The sequence below is a fragment of the Streptomyces sp. NPDC102437 genome (genome assembly GCF_044765565.1).
GTDB lineage: Bacteria > Actinomycetota > Actinomycetes > Streptomycetales > Streptomycetaceae > Streptomyces.
In genome coordinates, this window is record NZ_JBIWKI010000025.1 from 53,104 (window position 1) to 77,549 (window position 24,446).

The following is a 24,446-nucleotide window of genomic DNA, read 5'->3' on the forward strand; positions in this document are numbered from 1 at the left end:
CCGGCACCGCCTTCTCAACGGGCCACGGCCAGGCAGTAGTTCTCGTCGCCGGCCAGGAGGTTGCGGTGGGTGTCCTGGGCGGTGATGACGCCGTCGTCCAGGACGAGCACCCGGTCGGCGGCGTCCAGAAGGGCCGGACTGCTGGTGATCACGACCGTGGTGCGGCCCCGGCGCAGCTTCGCGACGTTGCGGGCGATGAGCTGCTCGGTGACGGCGTCCACCGCCGTCGTCGGGTTGTGCAGGACCAGCACGTCGGAATCGGCGGCCAGGGCGCGGGCCAGGGACAGCCGCTGCCGCTGGCCCCCGGAGAGGTTCGCCCCGCGGTCGCGGACCGCGTAGTCGAGCCCGTCGCGGTGGAGGGCGACGACATCGGTCAGCATGGACGCCTCGACGGCCTCGGCGATCGTCCGGCTCGTTCCCGAAGGGTCGATGTTCGTGCGGAGCGTGCCCGCGAAGATCTCCCCGTCGTACGGGTTCACCAGCATGTGCTCGCGGACCGCCTCGACCGACAGGTCCGCCAGCGCCTGTCCGCCGACCCGCACCACTCCCGCGTACGCCTCGGGCGCGACCTTCACCGCGAGAAGTGAGGCGAGGTCGGCCGCCGCGCGCGGCCGGTACGCGGCGATCGCCACGAACTCCCCGGCGGCCACCTCGAACTCCAGCCCGCGCAGCGCCCCGTACCGGACGCCGTCCACCGCCAGACCGCAGCCCGCCGCAGGGCGTCGCGTCCCGGGAGCCGTCACCGGCTGCGCGGACAGGACCAGTGCCATCCGCTCGGCCGAGGCGCGCGCCATCATCACGTACTTGGGCATCTCCGAGAACATCTTGAGCGGTTCGATGATGAACTGCGCGAGGCCCACGGCCATGACGAGTTCCCCGATGGTGATCCGGCCGTCGAACGCCAGCCAGCCCGCCGTCAGGGACACGGCGGCGGCGAGCACCGCGTTGAGCGCCAGTGCGGTGCCCGCGTACGCGCCGTTCACCCGGGCGACGGTGATCGCCTGGTGCCGCGCGTCCCTGCTGACCTTCCGGTAGGAGCCGAACGCCGCGTGGTTGCCGCCGAAGCCGTGCAGCGGGCGCAGGCCGGTGATCAGGTCGGCGACCTTCGCGCCCGCCCGCGCCACCCGGGCCTGCTGTTCACGGGTACTGGCGCCGATCCGCTTGGACATCACGGCGAGGACCGAGAGGATCGCGACGGTCCCCACGAGCACCAGCAGGCCGAGCCGGAAGTCGGCCAGACCCAGCGCGAGCGCCGCGACCACCACCGCGGCCAGGGAGCTGATCAGCAGCGGCACCACCTCGATGATGTCGGCGCTCTGGTCGGCGTCCTCGGTGGCGACGGTCAGCACCTCGCCGGACTTCAGGTCGATGTCCCTGGCCACCGGCTGGAGCCCGCAGGCGGCCACCTGCACCCGCCAGCGGTGCGCCTCGGTCGTGTTGGCCTTCTGCAGGACGCGCATCCCGAAGCGCCACGACAGCGAGACCGTCGTGATGATCACGGCCAGCGCGCCGATCGACAGGCCGAGCGCGGCCGGGCTCCGGTCCTGCATGGTGTGCTCGACAATCAGGCCGAGCGCGATGGGGAAGGCCGTCTCCCCTGCCTGGTACAGGCCCATGAGGATGGTGCCCCGGACCATGGCGCCGACGTTGCGGCCGAGCGCGGTCCGCAGGATCTGGTCCCCCGGCCGGAGGCGCCGTGTGTCAGGAGTTGTCATCGAGGTGGCGCGCAATCGCTTCGGGGGTTCGCAGGGTGAACAGATCACGGATCGTGATCACAGGGCCGTACTCGCGGCGGAGCAGCCCGGTCAGCCGCACCGCCAGCATGGAGTGACCGCCGAGCGACACGAAGTCGCTCACCGCGCTCACCTCGTCGTCGTCCAGGTCGAGTGCCTCGGCGAAGTACTCGCACACCACGGTCTCGGTCCCGGTCGCCGGGCGGCGTTCGCCCGCCGTGGTCAGCGCGCCGAGCGGCCTGGCCTCCGGCAGCGCCTTGGTGTCGGCCTTCCCGTTCACGGTCAGCGGGATGCCGTTGACCCGGGCGTAGTGCGTCGGGCGCAGGAAGTCCGGCAGGCCGGCGCCCACTTCGGCGGCGACCTGCGCCAGGTCGGCGCCGTCGAGTACGAGATAGGCGGCCAGCCGGTACGCGCCGTCGACCTGCGGGTCGGGCTGGGCCACCGCGGCGGCGAACCGCACCGCCGGGTGCGCCGCGAACACGGCCTCGACCTCTCCGAGTTCGACCCGGTGTCCGCGGATCTTGACCTGCTGGTCGGTGCGGCCCAGGTACGTCAGGTTCCCGTCGGGACGGCGGATCACCAGGTCCCCGGTGCGGTACATGCGCTCGCCGGGGGCGCCGAACGGGCAGGCGACGAAGCGGTGCGCGGTCTGGGCGCTCTGCCCGAGGTAGCCGCGCGCGATGCCGATGCCCGATACGTACAGCTCGCCGGGGACCCCGTCGGGCAGCGGGCGCAGCCACGGGTCCAGTACGTACACCTCGGTGTTGTCGATCGCAACGCCCACCACCGGGTCCTGGCACTCGAAGGTGCCGGTACCGAGGGTGTTGATGGTGTACTCGGTGGGCCCGTACAGGTTGTAGCCGGCCGTTCCCTCGGTCTCGGCGAGCCGCTGCCAGAGCGTCGGGGTGACAGCTTCGCCGCCCAGCAGCACCAGCGCCGGCCGCCGTCCCGGGTCGTCGAGCAGGCCCTCGGCCACCAGTTGCTGGGCGTAGGTCGGGGTCACGTTGATGACGTCGATCGCGTGCTCACCGCAGTACTCGACCAGTCTGGGGGCGTCGCGACGCAGTTCCTCGTCGCAGATGTGGACCTCGTGGCCGTCGGCGAGCCACAGCAGTTCCTCCCACGACATGTCGAAGGCGAACGACACGGTGTGCGCGATGCGGAAGACCCGGTGGCCGTGGCCGGCGAGGACCGGTTCGAAGATCCGCCGCTGGTGGTTGATCAGCATGTTGGTGAGCCCGGCGTACTCGGTCACCACGCCCTTGGGCTTCCCGGTCGAGCCGGAGGTGTAGATCGTGTACGCGGGGTGGCGCAGGCGGTCCGGGTCGTCCGGCGCGAACGTCACGTACGGATCGGCAGCGGGCAGCGGGCGGTCCAGCTCGATGAGCTCGCCGCTCAGCCGGTGCGACACGGCGCTGACGGTGAGGATCACCTCGGGCCGGGCGTCCGCGACGATCGCCGCGATCCGCTCGTCCGGGTGGTCCAGTTCCAGCGGTACGTAGGCGGCGCCGACGCGCAGTACGGCGAAGAGCGCCACGATCGAGTCGAGAGAGCGCGGGACCGCGAGGCCGACGGCCTTCTCCGGCCCGATGCCGCGCTGGGCGAGCACGCCCGCCAACGCCCGGCTCCGGCACTGGAGTTGGGCGAAAGTCATGGTCGACCCGTGGGCGACGAGCGCGAGCCGGCCGGGATCGCGGTCTGCCGCCCGGTCGAAGCGGTCGACGACGGTGTCCGTGCCGATGTCGGTGCGTTCGGCGGGCCCGGGGTCCGGGGCGAGCCCCCGCAGGGCGCCGACCCGTCCCGTCGACCGGGCGAGGTCCTCCAGTACGCGGAGGTAGTCGCCTAGGAGGCGGCGGGCACCCGCGAGGTCGCCGTCGCGGTGCTCCAGCTTGACCGTGAACCGGTCGCCGGGCGTGACGACCCAGGTGAACGGGTAGTGCGTGGAGTCGTCGGCCCGCACGGAGGTGATGCCGTGCCTAGCGTTCATCTCGGCGAACGCGTCGAGGTCCAGGAAGTTCTGGAGCACGAACAGGTTGTCGAACAGGGCGTCGTGGCCGGCGGCACGCTGGATCTCGCCGAGCCCCAGGTGCTCGTGGTCCATCTCCTCGACCCGGGCCGCCTGTACGGCCGACAAATACCCGCCGACCGTGTCGTCGGGCCGGGCCCGGGTCCACATGGGCACCGTGTTGAGCAGCACACCGACGATGCCCTCGTGGCCCTCGCCCTCCCGGCCCGAGACGGTCACCCCGAACACCGCGTCGGCGCGGCCCGTGCGGGCGCCGAGCAGCAGGCCGAAGGCGCCGGTGAGCACCGAGTTCAGGGTGACGCCGTGTGCCCTGGCCGCCTCCCGCAGCAGGTCGGAGAGTTCGGCGGACATCGTGTGCGTGAGGGCGTGCGGCAGCTCGTCCGAGAGGACCGGGGCGGGGCCGGCGAGCAGCGTCGGACCGGGCAGCCCCGCCAGGTGCTCCGCCCAGAAGCGGTTCGCCGCCTCGGGGTCCTTCGCGGCGAGCGTCCGGGCGTACTCCTCGAAGCCCGGCACGGCGGGGGCCAGGACCGGCGGTTCGCCCGCCAGGACGGCCTCGTACGCCTCGAACAGGTCCCGCAGCACGATCTCGCGGGACCAGCCGTCCCAGAGCAGCAGGTGGTAGCTGAGCAGCAGGCCGTCCCGGCCGTCCGGCAGCCGCACCACGGTCAGCCGGATCAGCGGCGGCTCGCCCGGGTCGAAGCCCGACTCGCGGTCCCGGGTGCGCAGTTCCTCGGCCTCCGCCTCACTGGCCGCGGTGACCGTACGGACGTCCACCCGGCGGCCCGCCCCCAGGACCTGGACCGGGTTCCCGTCGTCGTCGGTGGTGAAGCCGGCGCCCACGACCGGGTGGCGCGCGATCACGTACGCCATCGCCTCGGCCAGCGCGTCGGCGTCCAGGCGCCGGTCGAAGGTGAACCAGCTCTGTGCGACGTACTGTCCGGCCGTGCCCGCCATCTGGGCCTGGAAGAACAGGCCCCGTTGGAGCGGGGTGACCGGTGCCGTGCGCTCGGCCGTGGCGGACGCGTCCGCGATGTGCTCCAGTGCGGCGAGCCAGTGTCCGGAGATCTCGTCGGGTATGCCCTCGGCGAGGGTGAACTGCGCGTGCAGGCTTCCGGTGGTGTCGTCGGTCCAGGCGTTGACCTCGACGGCATACGGGCTGTCGTGTTCGCCGCCGGTGAGGCGCAGGGCCTGGGACTCGCCGCCGCGGCCGAGGTAGTTGAACAGCACCTGCGGGCGGGCGGTCAGCAGCGGGGCCGTCTGCGGGTTGAGGTACCTGAGCCGGCCGTAGGCGACGTGCCCGGACTCGTCCGGCTGGCGTTCGGCGACCTCGCGCGCCGCCGCGACGGGGTCGGTGTGCGCGGTGAGCCGCACCGGTGCGATGGCGGTGAACCAGCCGACGGTACGGGAGTAGTCGTGGTGCGCCAGGGCCGGGACCCGGCCGTGGCGCTCCAGGTCGATCGCGAGATCGGTGGGGGCGGGCTGGACGCGGGTCAGCGCGGTGCGCAGAGCGCCGCAGAGCAGTTCGGTGAGGCCCACGCCGAGTGCGGCGGGGGCGGTGCGGGTCACCAGGTCGCTCACCTCGGCGGCGAGTACGACCGTGGTATAGCGCAGGCCCCGGGCCACGGGCAGCGGCGCGGGCGCCCCGAGCGTGGTGATCCAGTGCCCGAGGCCGTCGGTCTCCTGGGCGGACCGCCCCGCCAGCGCCTCGGCGTACTCGGCGTACGACGTGGTCGGCGGAGCCAGGGGCGTACCGCTCATCGCGGCGGCCAGGTCGTCGAGGAGGATCAGCCAGGACACCGCGTCCACGGCGAGGTGGTGCACGGTGACGACCAGGGTCCGGCTCGCCGGCAGCCAGGAGAACGCGATGACGTCCCCGGCTCCGGGATCGAGCCGGCCGGCGGCCTCGTCCGCCGCGGCCGTCGCTCGGGCGGCGTCCGACGGTACGACGCTGACCTCGCGGACGGGTTCGGTGCGCAGCGCCCAGACACCGTGCTCGGTACTCAACCGCAGCCGGAGCACCGGGTGCGCGGCGACGACGGCCTTCACGGCGCGCCGGATGTCGGCGAGGCCGATGCCCTCGGCCACCGCCACCGCCCTGGCCTGGGCGAACCGGGCGAGCGACCCGCCCAGTTCGCGCCGGCGCAGGATGATCGGCGTGGCCGGCAGCGGGCCGTCCTCGCGGCGGGACGGCTCGGACGCGACGGGCTGCGGGGAGCGCTTGCCCAGGTGGCCGGCGAGGGCACGCGGGGTCTTCAGCAGGAACACGTCCCGGGGTGCGATCGGCAGGCCGAGCGCCCTGGCCCGGTTGATCACGGTGATGGCGACGATGCTGTCGCCCCCGGCGCCGAAGAAGTCGGTGTCGGCGTCCACGGCGACGCCGGGCAGCGTCTCGGCGAAGATGCCGACCAGTGCGGTCAGCGCCGAGTCGCTCGCGGCCACCGGGATGGTGTCGGCGGTGGCGACCAGGCCGGTGCCCCGCGCGGCAACCGCCGCCCCGTCCTCGGCGGCGCGTTCGGCCAGGGCCTCGCGGTCCAGCTTGCCGTTGACCGTCAGTGGCAGGGCGTCGACCGGCAGCACCCTGCCCGGCACCATGTGCGCGGGCAGCTTGGCGGCCAGCCGGCCGGTGAGGTCACGGGGCACCCGGCCCACGACGTGCGCGACGAGGTGGTCGCCGCCGTCCGCCACGGTGACGGCCGCATCGACGACGCCGTCGAGTTCCCGGACGGCGGACTCCACTTCGCCGAGCTCGATCCGGAATCCCTTGAGCTGCACCTGGTCGTCGGCCCGGCCGGCGAACTCCAGCTCCCCGCCGAGCGTGCGACGGGCCAGGTCGCCCGTGTGGTACATGCGGGAGCCGTCGGACGCGAACGGGTTGGCCACGAACCGGCCCGCGGTGAGCCCCGGCCGGCCGAGGTAGCCGAGCGACACCTGGTCCCCGGCGACGTAGATGGCGCCCACCCGGCCCGGCGGCACCGGCCGGAGCATGTCGTCGAGCAGATGGACGACCAGGCCGGGGATCGGACCGCCGATCGGGCTGACTTCGCCGTCCTCGGCGAAGTCCTCGTCGGTCAGCACCCGGTGGGTGACATGGACGGTGGTCTCTGTGATGCCGTACATGTTGACCAGCTCGGGCGCTTCGGTGCCGTGCCGCTCGACCCAGCCGCGCAGCCGCCCGAGGTCCAGCGCCTCGCCCCCGAAGATGATCCGGCGCAGCGCGGTGACGGATGCGCCGGCGTTCCGGTCGGCCTCGATGAACCGGTAGAACGCCGACGGGGTCTGGTTGAGCACGGTCACCCCGCGCTCGCGGACCAGCCGGTGGAAGTCGACCGGGGAGCGGGTCAGCGCGTACTCCGGCACCAGCAGCTCCGCGCCGTGCGCCAGGGCGCCCCACAGCTCCCAGACCGCGAAGTCGAAGGAGAAGGAGTGGAATTGGGCCCATACGTCGTGCGGGCCGAACTCCATGCCGGGCCCGGCGTTCGCGAGGAGTGTCAGCACGGCGGAGTGCGGGACGACGACGCCCTTGGGCCGTCCGGTCGAGCCGGAGGTGTAGATCACGTAGGCGGGGTCGTGCCGGCCGGTGCCGGGTTCGGTGGTGTCGCGCGGCAGCTCGTCCCCCTGGACGAGCACCCGGGCCTGAACACCCGCCCGGACCAGCAGCCGGGTGAAGCGGTCACGCTGGTCCCGGTCCACGAGCACGACCTGCGGGGCGGCGTCGGCGAGGATGTACTCCAGCCGCTCGTCCGGGTACGCCAGGTCCAACGGCACGTACGCGCCGCCCGCGCTGACGACCGCGACCAGGGCGACGACCTGCTCCACGGAGCGCGGCACGGCGACGGCGGCCCGCTTGCCGGGGCCGACCCCTGCGGCGCGCAGGACCGAGGCCAACTCACGCTTGGTGTCCGCCAGTTCGCCGTAGGTCAGGGATCGGGTGGCGCCGTCCAGGGCGCACTGGGTGACGGCGGTGGCCGCCGGGTCGCGTCGCGCGGCGGCGTCGAACAGCTCGCCCAGGGTCGCCGGGGAGACCGGCGCCGGGCGGCGGGCGGCGGGCGGGACCGGTTCGCCGATGCGGGCGTCCGGGCGGTTCAGCAGGGTGGTGAGGGTCTCGGTGAAGGTGCGCAGGATCGCCTCGGCGCCCGCCTGGCGCAGCAGCTCCCCGTCGTAGATCAGGTTGAAGCGCGGCCGGCCGTCGGGGGTGCGCTCTGCCACCAGCGTCAACGGATAGTGCGGGGCACCCTCGTTGACTATGCCGGTGATGGTCAGGGTGTCGTCGGGCCCGCGCAGTGCGTCCACGTCCGTCGCGACGTCGAAGACCACCAGGGTGTCGAACAAGGGGCCGGTGCCCGCCTGGCGGGCGATCCCGGCCAGCGAGACATGCTGGTGCGCCAGCACCGTGCTCTGGTGTTCCTTCACCGCCGCGAGCAGCTCGGCCGCCGTGGTCTCTCCCGTCCATCTGGCGCGCACCGGGATCGTGTTGATGAACAGGCCCACCATGTCCCCGATGCCGGGCACCTCGGCGTCACGGCCCGAGACGGTGGATCCGAAGACCACGTCGCTGCGGTGCAGGATGCCGCCCAGCGTCACCGCCCAAGCGCCGTGCACCGCCACGCTCAGGGGTACTCCGGCCGACCGGACTGCTGCGTCGAGGTCGTCGGCGGGCTCGACAGCGATGTCGGCGAACCGTTCGGAGGGGGTGTGCCCTTCGGCGACCAGCGAGGGGCCGGCCAGACCGGCGAGTTCGCCGCGCCACACCCGCTCGCTCTCGTCCTGGTCGCGTCCGGCGAGCATGCTCACGTAGTCGCGGTGGCCGCCGAGCGGGTACACGGTGCCCGGCGCGTGGTACTCGGCCAGCAGGGTGCGGAGCATCGGCGGCACGGACCAGCCGTCGGCGATGATGTGGTGCACGGTCTGCACCAGCACCTTGCGCCCGGAGCCGGTCCGGATGAGCGTGTACCGCATCAACGGCCCGGTGGCCAGGTCGAATCCGGCGCGGCGGTCGCGTTCGGCGTGTTCGCGGATCTCCTCGTCGGTGAGGTGGGGGCGGTCCAGTGTGGTGAAGGGCGCCGCCGTGCCGCTCTCGAGTACGGAGACGACCCGGCCGTCGGCGAGCGCGGTGAACCGGGCCGCCAGGTTGGGGTACAGCGTGAGCAGCCGGGTGGCCGCCGTCGCGAGCCGGCCGGCGTCCACGTCGCCGTCCAGGGTCAGCAGCTGCTGTTCGACGTAGCTGCCCGTGGCGTCGTCGTCGAAGACCGAGTGGAAGTACAGGCCCTCCTGCAGGGGCGTCAGCGGCAGGACGTCGAGCAGCGCCGGGCCGTCCAGGTCGTCGACGTCGGCCTGGGTGAGCCGTACCAGCGGGAAGTCGCTGGGGGTGCGGCCGCCCTCTTCGAGCGCGGCCAGGGCGGTCAGGGCGGACCGGAAGTACTGCCCGAGGGTGGTGATGTCCGCGTCGGTGAACATCCCCTCGGGCCAGGAGATGGTGGTGACCAGCCGGTAATCGCCCCTCGCGTCGGGTTCGGCGATCGCATTGAATTCCAGGGCGCGCGGCAGGCGCATCCTCGGGTCGCGCTTCTCGCCCAACTGCCCGGTGGTTCCGGCGAGTTGCCAGTCGCCGCCGGTGCCCGCGTCGAATCGGCCCAGGTAGTTGAAGAGCACCTGGGGTGCGGGGGTGGCCGTCCCCGACTCGGTGAGGTGGCGCAGGACGCCGTAGGGGAGGCCGTTGCCGGGCACCCGGGCGAGGTCCTCCTTGACCGCCTTGAGCGCGGCGGCCAGGTACGCGGGGGCGGTGAGGTCGGCTGCCGTGCCGGGGTTCACGGTCACCGGGAACAGCGTGGTGAACCAGCCCACGGTCCGCGAGAGTTCCGGTTCGAAGCCGGCCGCGTCCGCCACGAACCGTCCCTCGCGGCCGTGCCCCTCCAGCTCGATGTGGGCGAAGGTCTGGTCCTGGCCGCGGTCGCGGCGCCACCGGGCGAGGGTGACGGCCAGCGCGGTCAGCAGTACGTCGTTGACGCCCGCGTGGAACCTCGCGGGAACGGTGCCGAGCAGCGCTGCCGTGTCCTCGGGTCCGATGTCGACGGTCCGCGTGCGTTCCCGGGCGACGGTGTCGGATCCGGTCAGGGGGCGCCTGCCCAGCGGCGTGTCCGCTCCCGGCAGCGGCCGCTCGAAGTGGGCGCTGTCCGCTTCGAAGGACGTACGTTCCAGCAGCTGGGTCCAGCGCCTGAACGACGTTCCCACAGCGGGCAGTCGGACCGGATTTCCGGAGGCGTACTGCTGCCATGCCGTGGCCAGGTCGTCCATCAGGATCCGCCAGGACACGCCGTCGATCACGACGTGGTGGGCTACCAGGACGAGCTGCCGCGCCTCGCGGCGCCACACGGCGCGCAGCATCACACCGCGCTCCGGGTCGAGCCCCTCGGTGGCGAGCTCCACGCACTCCGCCAGTGGCCGGTCGCTCTCCTGCCACCCGGCGGCGCCCCGTCCGGCCTCGGGGATGTCGAAGCTCCACCGCTCGCCGCGCACCAGCCTGGCGCGGAGCATGTCGTGCCGCTCCAGCACCGCGGCGAGGATCTCGTCGAGCGCTTCGGCACGCAGCTGTGCCGGTGTGTTGAGCACGACGGACTGTACGAAGCCGTCGATGGCGTCGGTGGTCCGGCCGAGCCACTGCACGATGGGCGATCCCACGACAGGGCCGGTCGCGACATCGCCGTGGTCCGCGGCGGACACCTCCTCACGGCTCGCCACCGCAGCCAGTGCCCCGAGAACGCTGTGGGTGAAGATCTGCCGTGCGGTGACGTGGAGACCGGCGTCCCGCAGTGCGCCGAGCAGCGAGATCGCCAGGATGCTGTCGCCGCCGAGCCGGAAGAAGTCCTGGTCGGTACCGGCCCGTTCCAGCCGCAGCACCGACGCGACGGCCGCGCACACCACCCGCTCGTTCTCGGTGGCGGGCGCCACGACGGGACCGGTGCCGATCGTCGGCTCCGGCAGGGCGCCCCGGTCGAGCTTGCCGTTCGCGGTGAGCGGGAACTCCTTCATCACGACGAGATGGGCGGGCACCATGTACTCCACCATGTGCCCGGCGGCCCAGGCCCTGACCTCGTCGGCCCGCAGGTCCTCGTGGCCGGCGGCCGGGATCACGTACCCCACCAGGTAGGTGCCGCCCGCCGCGTTCTTCTTCGCGACGACGCAGCTGTGCCGTACCCCCGGGTGCTCCGCGAGGCCGGCCTCGACGTCCTCGGTCTCCAGCCGCATACCGCGGATCTTGATCTGGTTGTCGGCGCGGCCGAGGAAGTCCAGCGACCCGTCCGGGGCGAACCGGGCCAGGTCACCGGTCCGGTACAGCCGGGACCCGTCATCGGCGAAGGGGTTCGCCACGAACCGGGAGGCGGTCAGTCCGGGTGCGTTGACGTACCCGCGTCCCAGGAGGAATCCGCCCGCGTACAGTTCGCCGCCGACCCCGACCGGGACCGGGCGCAGCTTGTCGTCGAGCACGTACAGCTGGGTGTTGGGGTTGGCCTTCCCGATCGAGGTCGACAGGCGGTCGGCCTCGCCCCGGTAGATGACGTGGGAGACACCGATGGTCGTCTCGGCCGGTCCGTAGCCGTGGTACAGCGGGATGTCGAGCCGGGTGCGGAACCGCTCGTACAGCTCGGGAGTCAGCACCTCGCCGCCGCACCACACGTGGCGCAGGCTGTCCAGGCGCCCGGAGTCGCCCACGATCTCCAGCAGCACGTCCAGCATCGACGACACCAGGTAGGTGAAGGTGACCCGGTGCTCGGCGAGCACGCTCAGCAGGTGGTGCGGGTCGCGTTCGCCGCCGGGCCGCAGGATCACCAGCCTGCCGCCGGAGACCAGGGGCAGGAAGATCTCGTTGATGGAGATGTCGAAGGACAGCGGCGCCTTGAACAGCGACGCGTCGTCGTGGCCGAAGCCCAGGATCTCGTCGACCTGCCACAGCAGGCGCTCGCTGATCGCCTCGTGCCGGATCATGGCGCCCTTGGGCCGTCCGGTCGAACCGGACGTGAAGATCACGTACGCCAACGCCGTACCGGGGACGCTCGCGTCCGGCCCCTGAACGGGCTGGTCGCCGAACCGCCAGTCGTCGAGGTCGACGGCCACGGCGTCCGGTTCACCCGCTTGGTGCTCGCCGGAGTCGTTGAGCTGGAGCACGGCGCGGGCGTCCTCGACAACGACGGCGCGGCGCGCGGCGGGCCACTGCGGATCGAGCGGCACGAACGCGCCCTTCGCCCGCAGCACGGCGAGGAGCCCGATGACCATCTCCGCCGAGCGGCCCAGCGAAATGCCGACGACCTGTTCGGAGGTGAGTCCGCGTTCGATCAGATGGTTCGCCAACTGACTGGAGTATTCACTAATTTGACGGTATGTCAGTGAACGGCGCTCATCGGTGATCGCGACGGCGCCCGGCCTGCTGCGCGCCTGCTCCTGGAACATCTCCATGACGGTCGGGCGGACCCGGTCGGCCCGGGTGTCGTTCCACTCGGCCAGGGCTTCGATCCTCGCCGCCGGGCCGGACGGGCCGATGGTGCCGATGGGCCGGTCCGGGAAGTCGGCCAGGTCGTCCAGGGCGAGCTGCGCGTCGGACGGTGCGACGCCGCCGGGGACGGTGATGGTCCGGCCGTTCGGGCCGGCCTCCCAACCCGCGCTCCCGCCACCGCCGTTGTCGACCCAGCCGAGTACGTCGGTGAACCGCGTAACGGGGGTGAGATCCAGGCCCTCGGGGCCGAGGCCGGTCGCCCAGTACGCCAGTCCGATGGCGCACGCTCCGGCGATGGTCCGGTCGCCGTAGTCGCCGGTCCGCCGGCGTACGCCGGCCAGGCGAGCGGGAGAGAGCAGCACGTGAGGAGCGCGCGGTTCCGTCATCGAAGACTCAGCATCCTTCCGGGGTATGCAAGTTAGCCTAACCTAAGTCAGGGTTACCTAACTACCCTCTCGCCAGGCCCGCCACAGGCGGGCGTACTGGCCGCCCAGAGCCACCAGCTCCCCGTGCGTTCCCTCCTCCACCACGCGCCCCTCGGACAGCACGGCGATCCGGTCCGCCGCCATCGCCTGGGTCAGCCGGTGTGCCACGAACAGCGTGGTCCGGCCCGAGCACGCGGCCAGTACGGCCCGCTCCAGCTCCGCCGCGCCCTCGCTGCCCGCCTCCGCGGTCGACTCGTCGAGCACCACCACCGGGGCACGGGCCAACACCAGCCGGGCCAGGGCGATCTGGGCGACCTTGGTGACGTCCAGGCGCTCGCCGCCCTCGCCGACCATGGTGTTCAGCCCCTCCGGCAGCAGCTCCACCCACCCGTCGGCACCGACCGTGCGCAACGCGTGCAGCAGCCGTTCGTCGCTCGCCCCGGGCTCGGCCAGCCGCAGGTCCTCGGCGAGGGGACCCGAGAACACGTGCGTCTCCTGCGTCAGGATGCTCACCAGGGCCCGCGCCCCGGCCTCGTCCAGACCGGCCAGGTCCTGGGATCCGATGCGTACCGAACCGGCCTGCGGGGTTCCGGTGCCTGCGATCAGCGCGGCCAGCGTCGACTTGCCCGCGCCCGTCGCCCCCACCAGGGCGAGCGAACTCCCGGCCGGGATGGACAGGTTCACGTCCCGCAGGACCGGCTCCTCGACGCCGGGATAGCTGAAGGTCAGCCCCTGAACGGTCACCGGATAGGGTCCGGCGTCCGCCTGGGCGACGGACACGTCACCCACCAGCCGGTCCTCCGCGGGCTCCCCCACAACTCCGACCAGGCGGGTGAGGCTCGCGCCCGACTTCTGCGCCTCGTCGAAGGTGAACATGATGGCGCCCAGCGGGGTGAACAGCCGGTGGAACATCAGCGGGGCCGCCGACACCTCGCCCAGGCTGGCGGCACCGGCCTCCAGCAGGGCGTACCCCACCACGATGATGAGGACCAGCCCGATGAACTCGGCGCGGTTCTCCCGGCCGACGAACCGCCCGAAGAAGCGGAACACCTCGACGCCGTAGTCGCGCACCCGCCACGACTCCTCGGTCACCTTCTCCCGGACGGCGCCCTCCAGGCGGTACGCCCGTACGGTGTCGATCCCGTCGAGACCGCTGATCAGTGCCTGCGCGCGGTCGGCCTGGGCCGCCCGCTGCTTGCGGTAGAGCGGGGCGGAGCGGGGCAGGTACCACCGCAGGGCCAGCGCGTACGCGGGCAGCGCACCGGCGCCGGCCAGGCCGAGCCGCCAGTCCAGTCCGAACATGCCGGCCGTGGCGATGACGACCAGCACGCCCGCCGAGAACACGGTGGGGATGGCCACCCTGATCCCCTTGGACAGTACGGCGACGTCGTCGCCGACCCGGGACAGCACATCGCCCCGGCCCACCTGTTCGACGCGTGCGCTCGGCATCCCCAGCACCGCGCGGACGGCCGCTTCCCGCAGCCGGGCGAGCAGATCCGCCCCCAGCCGCCCGATCAGGTACGTCGACACGGCTGTGGCCACCGCGCCGAGCAGCGCGGCAGCCACCATCACCGCCCCGACCGTGACGAGCGCCGAGCGCGATCCGCCCTCGGTCACCCCGTCGACCACCCGGCTCAGCAGGAGCACGGGGAGCACCTGGAGCGCCGCCCCGGCCACCGTGGTGAGCAGGGTGGAGGCGGTCAGCCACGGGGCCCGGCGGCAGTGCGCCACGGCCCACTCGGTGGCCTCGCCGCTGGTCGCCGTGCGCAGGGTCGCGGCAGCGGCGCGGGGGTCGGTGGCACTCACACGAAGACCAGATCTCTCCGGGAACGGGGCGGTCGGACCGGCATGGCTACTTGACCGACTCGACGAGCTCGTCGATCGCGTACGGCAGCGAGAGCAGGGTCCCCTGGGACATGGCTGCGCCGACTGCCGGTCCCTCGCTGTCCAGCAGGTACGAGACCTTGCCGTTCTTGACGGCGGGCAGGTTGGTGAACAGCTCGAACTTCTTCAGTGCGTCCGTGTCCGCCTTGTCGTTGATGACGAAGATGCGGTCGGCGTCGACCAGGTCGACCCGCTCGGGGGACAGCACGGTGAAGAACTTGCCGTCCGCGACCTTGTCGATCTCGGTCCGGTACTCGAAGCCGATGCCCGTGACCAGTCGGCCGCGTACGTCGGTGGAGGTGAACGGCGCGACGGAGTCCTTGTACCAGGACAGCGCCACCGCGGTCTGCTTGGCGAACTCCGGGTGGGCCTTCGCGGCCGCGTCGAGCTTGGCCTGGATGCCGTCCACCAGCTCCTTGCCCTCGGCCTCCTTGCCCAGCGCCTTGGCGATGTGCACCGCGTTGTCCTGCCACGGCGCGCTGAAGGGCTCCTTCTCGGCCTTGGTGCGGCCCACGGTCGGGGCGATCCTGGAGAGCTTCTCGTAGGCGGCCTTGTCGATCTCGGAGTAGACCGCGATGATCAGGTCCGGCCGAAGCGAGGCGATCTTCTCGTAATTGGGGCCCGAGTCACCGTTGTTCATGATGACCTCGGGGCGGGTGTCGCCCCACTTGTCCTTGACCCAGGGCCACTGGGTGTTGATGTCGGGGGACTTGCCCGCCGGGTTCGGGTACTGGTCGACCATGCCGACCGGCTTGATGCCGAACGCCAGAACGGCCTGGTCGTCCGTGTAGCCCACGGAGACGACACGCTTCGGGGCCTTGCTGATCTCCGTGGACCCGAATGCGTGCTCCACGGTGACCGGGAACGCGCCGGAGGCGGCGGCCGGGGCGTCCTCGCCCTTCTTGTCCGCCGAGTCGGAACCGCACCCGGCGAGGAGGCCGACACCGAGCGTCGCGGCGGACAGTATCGCCGCCACCCGCCGCCAGGGCTTCACACGCGTCGTTCGATGGAGGAGCATCCGGAATCCCTTGCTTTCACACGGCCCACTGCACCTCTTCGCAAGGGCAGCCAAACCTTATCTCGCACAAGTTAGGCCAGCCTAGCCTAACTTTTGAACTTTCCTTTACCGGACATGACTTGGGTGCACGCCACCGGTCGCCGGGCCCTACGGGTCGAGCCGGACGTGTGTACGGCCGATCGGCACGATGAGCGGCCGGTCGCCCACCGGGTCGTCGATGACCGTGGCGTGCAGCCCGAACGCCTCGCACAGCAGCTCGGCGGTGATCACCTCGCGCGGATGACCCTGCGCCAGGACGGAACCCTCCCGCATCACGATCAGGTTGTCGCTGTAACGCGTCGCCAGATTGAGGTCGTGCAGCACCATGACCACGGTGCACCCCGACTCGTGCAGGTCGTCCACCAGATCGAGCACGTCGATCGCGTGCGCCAGGTCCAGATAGGTGGTCGGCTCGTCCAGCAGCAGCAGGTCGGTCCCCTGGGCCAGGGTCATCGAGATCCAGACGCGCTGGCGCTGTCCGCCGGAGAGCGAGTCGACCGGACGGTCGGCCAGTTCGGACACCCCGGTCATGGCCAGCGCGCGTTCCACGACGCCGGCGTCGTCGGAGGACCACTGCCGAAGCCAGCTCTGGTGCGGATGGCGTCCCCTGGCGACCAGGTCGGCCACGGTCAGCCCCTCCGGGGCGACCGGCGCCTGCGGCAGCAGACCGAGCTTCTTGGCCACGTCCCTGGTCCGGAGCCTGCCGATGTCCTCGCCGTCCAGCACGACCGTCCCCCCGGACGGCTTCAGCAGCCGGGTCAGGGTGCGCAACAGGGTGGACTTGCCGCAGCCGTTGGGGCCGATGATCGTGGTGATCACCCCCGAGGGGATCGTCACGTCGAGGTCGTCGATGACCGTCCGGCCGCCGTACCCGACCGTGACGCCCCTGGCTGCCAGCCGTGACACTTCCCCGGCCACGGCCCCGGCTTCGGCTTCGGCTTCGGCTTCGGTCCCGGTCCCGGTGGTGAACTGAGTGGCCACGAGCCCCCCTTGTCTGGGTCTGTTCTGCATTCTTTCCGCCTACCTGAGATTCGCCCGCACCAGCAGGTAGATGAGGAACGGGCCGCCGATCGCGGCGGTGACCACACCGACCGGGAGGGTGATCGGCAGCGCCGTGCGCGCGACCAGGTCCGACCCGATCAGCAGCACCGCGCCCACCAGACCGGAGGCCACCATCGGCGGCGTGGGGAACCTCGCCAGACGCATCGCCACCTGCGGCGCCACGAGGGCGACGAACGGCACCGGGCCCGCCGCGCTCACCGCAAGTGCGGCCAGCAGGACCGCGCACAGCAGCAGGACCGCCCGCACTCGCGAGTACCGGACACCCAGGCCGGCTGCGACCTCGTCGCCGAGATGCATCGGTCTGAACTGGAACGCGACCGCGGCCACGACGGCCACGAGGACGAGCGTGCACCAGAACGCCACCCGGACCTCGTCCCACGACCGGCCGTCCAGCGAACCGACCAGCCACGACTGGGCCCTGGCCACGTCCCTGATGTCGGCGGAGACCAGCAGCCAGGTGGTGATCGCCTCCATCACGGCGCTCACCGAGATGCCGATGAGAATGAGCCGGAAGCCGTCGATCCCGCGCCGCCAGGCCAGGAAGTAGACCAGCAGTCCCGTGCCGAGCCCGCCCGCGAGCGCCGCCGCAGGCAGGCCCACCGAGCCGGTGACCGCCGCGGCCGCCCCGCCCGATACGGTCACCTGGAAGACCGCGACCGCGCCCGCTCCCCCGGTGATGCCCAGAATGTCCGGGCTGGCCAGCGGATTGCGTGCGACGGACTGCGTGATCGCCCCGGACATGCCCAGCGCGAATCCCACGACGAGACCGGCCAGGGCGCGCGGCATCCGCAGATCCATGATCACGAACTCGTCGACCTGTTCGCCCCGGCCGAGGATCGTGGCGATCACCCGGGGCAGCCCGATGGCGAAGTCCCCCACGCCGATGGAGAGGCAGAGCGCCAGGAAGGCGCCCGCCGCCAGCAGCAGGGTGACCAGGACGAGCCAGGGCCGCCATACGAACGACACCTGGCCGATCCGTATGCCCGGCGCCACCGATGGGTTCATGTCCGTCCCGTTCATGCGCTCCTGAACTTTCCTCGCCACACCAGAACCGCGAAGAACGGGGCGCCGAGGAGGGCGACCACGACACCCGCGTCCAACTCGCCCGGACGCACCACCAGGCGCCCCGCGATGTCGCAGACCAGCAGGACGACGGAGCCGAGCAGACCCGCGTACGGCACCAGCCAGCGGTAGTCCGGCCCGGTCAGGTACCGGGCCACATGGGCCACCATGAGCCCGAGGAAGGCGATCGGGCCGCACGCCGCCGTGGCCGCGCCCGCCAGCAGGGTGATGGCGACGATGCCGACGGTCCGGCTCAGCGCGATGTTCACACCCAGCCCCCGCGCCACGTCGTCGCCCAGGTTGAGCAGGTTGAGGGCGGGCAGGGTGATCAGGGCCAGCACCAGTGCGACCGCGATGAACACGGTGACCGGCCGGATGACGTCGAATCCGACACCGGCCACCGAGCCGGCGTTCCACAACCGCAGCGCGTTCAGCGACTTCTGGTCGGAGAGCGCGACCGCGGTGGTCATCGCCGCGAGGAAGACCGTGAGCCCCTGTCCGGCCAGGGCGAGCGTCAGCGGGTTGCCCGCGCCCCGGCCGATGCTGGCGAGGCCGAAGACCACGACACCGGCGACCGCCGCCCCGAGGAAGGCGAACCAGACGTACTGGAACGGGTTCGCGAGCCCGAACACCGCGACCACCGAGACCACGGCGAACGAGGCGCCGGCGTTCACTCCCAACAGTCCCGTGTCCGCTATGGGGTTGCGGGTGTACCCCTGGATCAGCGCGCCGCCGGCGCCCAGGGCGAGGCCCGCAACGATCGCGAGCACCGTCCGGGGTACCCGCACGGTCTGAACGATGAGCCCGACCTCGGTGAGCCGCCGGTCGGCCTCGGGCGCCGTGAACAGCCCGTGCCAGACCTCGGCGGGGCTCAGCGCGCGCGCACCGACGGCCAACGACAGGGCCGCCGCGACCACCAGGACGACCACGAGCACACCCAGACCCACGACCCGCCGCCGACGGTCCCGGTCCGTGCCCCCGGGTGCGGGGCGCTCAACTGCGGTCGTGCGCATCTCGATGTCCGTCATCCCTCGTGATCCGCCGGGGCCGCGCGTCCCGCCCCGCACCTCACGCGTGCGTACCGGTGCCGTCGGCGACCGGACGGGCCTCGTCGGAAGCGGACTTGACGCTCCGGTCCAGGAGCGAGTCCAGGATCTCCCCGACCCGTATCGCGGTGTTCGACAGCAGGGACGTCGTAATGCCGTGCGTGTGCTCCGTACCGCCCTGGAGATAGATTCCGCAGCGCAGTTCGGGGCCGGTCGAGACACGGTAGTCGCGCTCGACCCGGACCCGCCCCGCGTCGTCGCGCAGGCAGTGGCCGGCGACCTCTCCGAGGAGGCCGAGCGGGTCGGCGGGGCTGTAACCGGTGGCGAAGACCACGACGTCCGCGTCCAGGAGCGTCTCCTCGCCCGTGACGAGGGAGTTCACGGTGGTACGGACGCCGCCGGGCGTCTCCTCGACCCCGGTGACCCGGGAGACGTTGAGGAACCGCAGCCGTTCGGTGCCGAGGACCTTCTCCTGGTACATCTGCCGGTACAGGTCGTCGATCAGGTCGATGTCCACCACGGAGTAGTTGGTGTTGCCGTGGTAGGCCATCAGCCGGGTCTTGACGCTCTCGGGCGCGGCGAAGTAGTCGTCGACGGCGCCGGGGTCGAAGATCCGGTTGGCGAAGCTGCTGTCGTCGGCGGGGCTGTAGCCGTAGCGGGAGAAGACCGCGCACACCTCGGCCTCGGGGAAGCGGCGGTGCAGGTAGGCGACGTTCTCGGCGGCGCTCTGGCCCGCGCCCACGACGACGAACCGCGAGGGCGAGGCGGCTTCGAGGCCGTCGACCTTCAGCAGCAGATCGGAGTTGTGCCAGACCCGCTCGCCGCGCTCCACACCCTGGGGCAGGAGGGGGCGCAGCCCGGTTCCGACGACGAGGTTGCGGCCCCGGTGGACCGAGAGGCCCTGTGCCGAACGGACGGTCACGTCCAGGTACTCCACGACGCCGTCCTGGACGACGGGCGTGACGGAGACGACCTCGTGCCCGTAGGAGACCATGTCGTCGACCTTGGCCGCGGCCCACTCGAAGTAGTCGTGGAACTCGACCCGCAGTGGGAAAAGGTTCTTGTGGTTGATGAAGTCGATCAGCCGGCCCTTGCTCTGCAGGTAGCAGAGGAAGCTGTACTCGCTGGCCGGGTTCCGGAGCGTCACCAGGTCCTTGAGGAAGGACACCTGCATGGTGGCGTCGTCGATCAGCATGCCGCGGTGCCAGCCGAAGCTCTGCTGCTGCTCGAAGAAGTGAGCGGTGACCGCCTCCTGCCTGTCGACGCGGGTGTTGTGTTCACTCAGCGCGATCGCCATCGCCACATTGGAGGGGCCGAAGCCGATGCCGATCAGGTCGTGGACCAGTGGTGCGTCGCCAGGAAGAACCTGTGACATGTCACTCCCATCGTGCGGGAAAGCCGCCTGTCAGGCGTAGGAAAGATGCGAGAGGCGGGCATGCCGAACAGGCCACCCGACCAAACTTAGGTGAGCCTAAGCTAATCACATGGCGCTGTCGATAGGTCAAGTCGGCATCCGGCGTCGCAGGCGTACCTGACGAGTCATCAACTGAAGTCCCTGACCACCCCGTTGCAAACTAAGGTAAGCCTTGCTTTACTTGCCGCCGGTCCATCCCTGCCCTGAGGAGGAGCCCCATGCGGGTCGTCATGTTCGGTTACCAGACCTGGGGGCACCGCACCCTGCAAGCCCTCCTGGACTCCGAGCACAGTGTGGAACTGGTCGTGACGCACCCCAGGAGCGAGCACGCGTACGAGAAGATCTGGAGCGACTCGGTGGCCGACCTCGCCGAGGAGCACGGCGTCCCGGTCCTGATCCGCAACCGTCCCGACGACGACGAGCTGTTCGAGCGCCTCAAGGAGGCCGGTCCGGACATCATCGTCGCCAACAACTGGCGCACCTGGATCCCGCCGCACATCTTCGGCCTCCCGCGCCACGGCACGCTGAACGTCCACGACTCGCTGCTGCCGAAGTACGCCGGCTTCTCCCCGCTGATCTGGGCGCTGATGAACGGCGAGTCCGAAGTGGGCGTCACCGCGCACATGATGGACGACGAGCTCGACGCCGGTGACATCGTCCGGCAGGAGGCCGTCGCGGTCGGACCGACGGACACCGCCACCGACCTCTTCCACAAGACCGTCGACCTCATCGCCCCGGTCACCATCGGAGCGCTCGGCCTCATCGCCGCCGGGCGGACGGAGTTCACCAAGCAGGACCGGTCCCGGGCGAGCTTCTTCCACAAGCGCGCCGCCGATGACATCCGCATCGACTGGAACTGGCCGGCCGAGGACCTCGAACGCCTGGTCCGCGCCCAGTCGGAGCCGTACCCCAGCGCCTTCACCTTCCACCGGGGCAAGCGGCTCGAAGTCCTCGCCTCGGTGGTCTCCCGGGGCCGTTACGGCGGCACGCCGGGACGCATCTTCTACCGCGAGGGCGAGGGCGTGGTGATCGTCGCCGGAGCCGACGCGCGCACCGGCCGCAACCACGGCCTGGCCATCACCCGCGTACGGACCGAGGACGGCCGGGAACTGCCCGCGACGGATTACTTCACCTCCATGGGCGGCTACCTGACCAACCGCCCCTGACCGGGACGCGCCCCGAGGGCGACACCGCTCGGTCCGTAGAACGCCGGGCGGCCGACGGAAGAGATTCCGTCGGCCGCCCGGGGTTCGCTCCGGCGCTGACGCGTTGTCAGAAGGGCTTGGTCGGGAGGTACTTGCCGTCGAGGGTGATGACGGCGCGCTCGCCGCCCTCGGGGTCGGCGACCTTCTTCACGTCGAGCTTGAAGTTGATCGCGGAGATGATTCCGTCGCCGAACTGCTCGTGGACCAGGGCCTTGAGGGTGGTGCCGTAGACCTGGAGCATCTCGTAGAAGCGGTAGATGGTCGGGTCGGTGGGGACGCCGCCGGGGATCGAGCCGCGGGTCGGGATGGTCTGGAGCAGCATGGCCGCGTCCTCGTCCAGGCCGAGGAGCTCGGCGACGGCCTCGGCGGAGGCGGCCGGGAGGGCGTGCTGGCCGAGGACGGCGGCGGTGACGAACGCGACGGACAGTCCGGCGGCGTCCGCGATCTGCTGCCACGACAGGTCCTTGCGGAGCTTGGCCTCGACGGCGGCGACGGCGAGCAACTGGCGGGCGGTGGGGTCGAACTGGGCGTGCACCATGGGGTGTTTCCTTTCGTGGCTGCCGCTCGCCGAACGGGGGGCGGGAGCGGCGGGTACGGGGTGAGGAGTGATCCTGGATGCCGGTGGGGCGGCGGGATCAGGTCTGTGGGGCCGGCGGTCAGGCCACGAGGGCGGCGGGCCGGCCCGTGACGTCGAGTTCCTCGACGGTGCCGGTGGGGATGTCGTAGACCCAGCCGCGCAGGGTGACCGCGCCCGCGGCCCTTGCGCGGGCCACCGAGGGGTGGGTGGCCAGGTTGGCCAGTCGGGCGAGCACGTTCTCGCGCACCAGCGCGGACGTCCTGCTCGTCGGCGGCGGTGCGGGCGACCGAGGCGTCCGCGTGGCGCAGCCAGTCGGCGACCGCGGGTGCGCCGGAGAGGTCCTGGCGTGCGGCCAGGGCGGTCATCGCGCCACAGGCCGAATGCCCGCACACCACGATCTCCTGCACGCCCAGGACGGCGACCGCGTACTCGATGCTGGCCGCGATGCCGTCCGGTGCGGGGGTGTAGGCGGGTACGAGGTTTCCGGCGGTGCGGACGACGAAGAGCTCGCCCGGCTCGCTGCTGGTGATCAGCTCCGGCACCACGCGGGCGTCCGAGCAGCTGATGAACAGTGTCGACGGCCGGTGGGTGTCGGCCAGGTGGGCGAAGAGCTCCGCCTTTGCCGGGAAGACATCGCGCTGGAAGGTCCCGACACCTTCGGCGAGGTCGTACATGCTCACTCCTCTCGGTCGCTGCCGGCCCCGTTGGGCTGACGTAATCCACCATGCACGACCAGCCCCTATAGAGTCTAAGACTCAATGTCGATGACGTTGATCGATGACATCTATGGCTTGTGCGGAGTGCGGGGCGCCGTACGCTGCCGTGGCACTCCCGTCGCGCGTGCCGCGCGGGGTCAACCGATCGGTTGACCCCGGGGTCCTCCGGGCGGAAGCCGACGACGAGCCGCCGGGTCGACGGGTCGAGGCCCTCCGCGGCCCCCGGATTGATCTCGGAGCCGGACGGCACAGGTCCTCCCGGTCTCCCCGCCCCGGGAGCGCCCGGGCCCCGGACCCGAGCGACGACCGCAAAGGAACAGTCACCATGAACAAGATCTCGAAGCGGACCCGTGTCCTGGCCACCGGCGTCGCCCTCGCCGCGCTGGGTGCCGGTGCCTTCGGCGCGGTCTCGGCGAACGCCGCGCCGGCCGCCGCCCCGGCCGCCGCGGTCGCCAAGGCCGACGTGAAGAACAAGAACACGATGCAGACGACGCACCTGACCATCGCCGCCGCCACGAAGGCCGCCGAGGCCACCCTGAAGGCCGCGGAGAAGGAGAACCAGCGCGTCTCCGTCGCCGTCGTCGACCGCAACGGCAACACCGTCGTCACCCTGCGCGGCGACGGCGCCGGCCCGCAGTCCTACGAGGCCGCGCGGAAGAAGGCGTTCACCGCCGTCTCCTGGAACGCCCCCACCTCCGTGCTCGCCCAGCGCCTGACCAACGCCCCGACCCTGAAGGACATCCCCGGCACCCTCTTCCTCGCCGGTGGCGCCCCGGTCGCGGCCAAGGGTGCCCCGATCGCCGGCATCGGCGTGGCCGGCGCCCCGTCGGGCGACCTGGACGAGAAGTTCGCCCAGGCCGGCGTCGCCGAGCTCGCCAAGTAGCCATTGGCCATGCCGACGCCTCTGAGAGGTACGGCCGCCCTCATCCCGGCGGTGCACGGAACCCCTACCGTGCACCGCCGCTCGCCCCTCTCGTCCGCCCGCGTCCGCGCGGCCCTGAGGGCGGGGATCGGGATCGCGGTGCGTACGACGATGACGACGACCCTGTCCGCGCTGCGCACCCGCACTCCCTGGAGCTCAAGGAGCACCACGATGAACGAGCTAGACCGCGATCTGCTGCACGCCGCCGAGGCTGGTGACGCCGACGCCGTGCGGACCGCGCTCGCCGCGGGCGCCGCGGTGGAGACCCGCGACGCGCATCTGCGCACCCCCCTGCTGCTGGCCGCGCTCGCCGATCACGTGGCCGTGGCCGAGGCGCTGGTCGCCGCCGGCGCCGACCCGAACGCCCAGGACGACCGCCTCGACAGCCCCTGGCTGGTCACCGGCGTCACCGGCAGCGTCGCCATGATGCGCGCCCTGCTCCCGGCGGGCCCCGACCTGAAGGTGACGAACCGCTTCGGCGGCACCTCCCTCATCCCCGCTAGCGAGCGCGGCCACGTCGACTATGTCCGGGCCGTGCTCCGCGAGACCGGCATCGACATCGACCACGTCAACCGGCTCGGCTGGACCGCTCTGCTGGAGGCCGTCATCCTCGGCGACGGCGGGCCCGAGCACCAGGAGATCGTCGAGCTGCTGATCACCGCCGGTGCCACGGCGTACCTGCCGGACGGCGAGGGCGTCACAGCCCTCGAACACGCCGAGCGGCGCGGCTTCACCGAGATCGCCGGTCTGCTGCTGGCCGTACGGTAGGCGGCTGCTGCGGGTGCGCCGACGCCATTCGTACAACGCGAGCGGGCCGGGCGGGTCATGAGGA

12 protein-coding genes and 1 pseudogene are annotated in these 24,446 nt (G+C 71.7%); 3 read left to right on the forward strand and 10 right to left on the reverse strand.

The window, feature by feature from the left end; all coding sequences use genetic code 11:
* Positions 1 to 14: 14 nt before the first annotated feature.
* The 8 genes from ACIRJP_RS27985 to ACIRJP_RS28020 all read right to left on the reverse strand — a co-directional run bounded on the left by ACIRJP_RS27985 (position 15) and on the right by ACIRJP_RS28020 (position 20,155).
* Complete coding sequence (locus tag ACIRJP_RS27985; RefSeq protein ID WP_404179690.1) at positions 15 to 1,715, reverse strand: ABC transporter ATP-binding protein; 1,701 nt, start codon at positions 1,713 to 1,715, stop codon at positions 15 to 17.
* A complete protein-coding gene (locus ACIRJP_RS27990; protein WP_404179693.1) occupies positions 1,702 to 12,630 on the reverse strand; it encodes an amino acid adenylation domain-containing protein in 10,929 nt (3,642 codons plus the stop codon). The genes ACIRJP_RS27985 and ACIRJP_RS27990 overlap by 14 nt, the downstream gene beginning before the upstream one ends.
* Before the next feature lie 57 nt (positions 12,631 to 12,687).
* Entirely contained in the window at positions 12,688 to 14,475 is a 1,788-nt protein-coding gene (locus ACIRJP_RS27995; protein WP_404179696.1) for an ABC transporter ATP-binding protein, read from the reverse strand.
* Between the two features lie 46 nt (positions 14,476 to 14,521).
* The gene (locus ACIRJP_RS28000; RefSeq protein ID WP_404179699.1) at positions 14,522 to 15,571 is read right to left on the reverse strand and encodes an iron-siderophore ABC transporter substrate-binding protein; all 1,050 of its coding nucleotides are present in this window, start codon (positions 15,569 to 15,571) and stop codon (positions 14,522 to 14,524) included.
* Between the two features lie 147 nt (positions 15,572 to 15,718).
* Positions 15,719 to 16,591: an ABC transporter ATP-binding protein gene (locus ACIRJP_RS28005; RefSeq protein ID WP_404179701.1), complete on the reverse strand. Its 873-nt coding sequence runs from the start codon at positions 16,589 to 16,591 to the stop codon at positions 15,719 to 15,721.
* 39 nt (positions 16,592 to 16,630) lie between these two features.
* The gene (locus ACIRJP_RS28010; protein ID WP_404179704.1) at positions 16,631 to 17,692 is read right to left on the reverse strand and encodes a FecCD family ABC transporter permease; all 1,062 of its coding nucleotides are present in this window, start codon (positions 17,690 to 17,692) and stop codon (positions 16,631 to 16,633) included.
* Complete coding sequence (locus ACIRJP_RS28015) at positions 17,689 to 18,747, reverse strand: FecCD family ABC transporter permease (RefSeq protein WP_404179842.1); 1,059 nt, start codon at positions 18,745 to 18,747, stop codon at positions 17,689 to 17,691. Before ACIRJP_RS28015 ends, ACIRJP_RS28010 begins: the two co-directional genes overlap by 4 nt.
* 55 nt (positions 18,748 to 18,802) lie before the next feature.
* Complete coding sequence (locus ACIRJP_RS28020; protein ID WP_404179707.1) at positions 18,803 to 20,155, reverse strand: lysine N(6)-hydroxylase/L-ornithine N(5)-oxygenase family protein; 1,353 nt, start codon at positions 20,153 to 20,155, stop codon at positions 18,803 to 18,805.
* A gap of 257 nt (positions 20,156 to 20,412) precedes the next feature.
* On the opposite strand from ACIRJP_RS28020, the gene ACIRJP_RS28025 reads away from it, so the two are divergent.
* Positions 20,413 to 21,360, forward strand: a complete 948-nt coding sequence (locus ACIRJP_RS28025) for a methionyl-tRNA formyltransferase (RefSeq protein WP_404179710.1) — start codon at positions 20,413 to 20,415, stop codon at positions 21,358 to 21,360.
* A gap of 106 nt (positions 21,361 to 21,466) precedes the next feature.
* Here ACIRJP_RS28025 and cynS read toward each other — a convergent pair whose 3' ends face one another.
* Positions 21,467 to 21,937, reverse strand: coding sequence for a cyanase (gene cynS / locus ACIRJP_RS28030; RefSeq protein WP_404179713.1), 471 nt, complete (start codon positions 21,935 to 21,937; stop codon positions 21,467 to 21,469).
* 118 nt (positions 21,938 to 22,055) lie between these two features.
* Positions 22,056 to 22,650 (reverse strand): annotated as a pseudogene (locus tag ACIRJP_RS28035) (carbonic anhydrase).
* A gap of 367 nt (positions 22,651 to 23,017) precedes the next feature.
* Between ACIRJP_RS28035 and ACIRJP_RS28040 the strand changes: the two are divergent.
* Both ACIRJP_RS28040 and ACIRJP_RS28045 read left to right on the forward strand, forming a co-directional pair.
* On the forward strand, positions 23,018 to 23,575 hold the full coding sequence (locus tag ACIRJP_RS28040) for a heme-binding protein (protein ID WP_404179716.1): 558 nt from the start codon (positions 23,018 to 23,020) through the stop codon (positions 23,573 to 23,575).
* 210 nt (positions 23,576 to 23,785) lie between these two features.
* Complete coding sequence (locus ACIRJP_RS28045) at positions 23,786 to 24,382, forward strand: ankyrin repeat domain-containing protein (protein ID WP_404179719.1); 597 nt, start codon at positions 23,786 to 23,788, stop codon at positions 24,380 to 24,382.
* Positions 24,383 to 24,446: the final 64 nt, after the last annotated feature.

Coding starts and splice junctions, on each gene's coding strand:
- ACIRJP_RS27985 (WP_404179690.1), bottom strand. CDS start 1,715: ATGACAACTCCTGACACACGGCGCCTCCGGCCGGGGGACCAGATCCTG.
- ACIRJP_RS27990 (WP_404179693.1), bottom strand. CDS start 12,630: ATGACGGAACCGCGCGCTCCTCACGTGCTGCTCTCTCCCGCTCGCCTG.
- ACIRJP_RS28000 (WP_404179699.1), bottom strand. CDS start 15,571: ATGCTCCTCCATCGAACGACGCGTGTGAAGCCCTGGCGGCGGGTGGCG.
- ACIRJP_RS28010 (WP_404179704.1), bottom strand. CDS start 17,692: ATGAACGGGACGGACATGAACCCATCGGTGGCGCCGGGCATACGGATC.
- ACIRJP_RS28015 (WP_404179842.1), bottom strand. CDS start 18,747: ATGCGCACGACCGCAGTTGAGCGCCCCGCACCCGGGGGCACGGACCGG.
- ACIRJP_RS28020 (WP_404179707.1), bottom strand. CDS start 20,155: ATGTCACAGGTTCTTCCTGGCGACGCACCACTGGTCCACGACCTGATC.
- ACIRJP_RS28025 (WP_404179710.1), top strand. CDS start 20,413: ATGCGGGTCGTCATGTTCGGTTACCAGACCTGGGGGCACCGCACCCTG.
- cynS (WP_404179713.1), bottom strand. CDS start 21,937: ATGGTGCACGCCCAGTTCGACCCCACCGCCCGCCAGTTGCTCGCCGTC.
- ACIRJP_RS28040 (WP_404179716.1), top strand. CDS start 23,018: ATGAACAAGATCTCGAAGCGGACCCGTGTCCTGGCCACCGGCGTCGCC.
- ACIRJP_RS28045 (WP_404179719.1), top strand. CDS start 23,786: ATGAACGAGCTAGACCGCGATCTGCTGCACGCCGCCGAGGCTGGTGAC.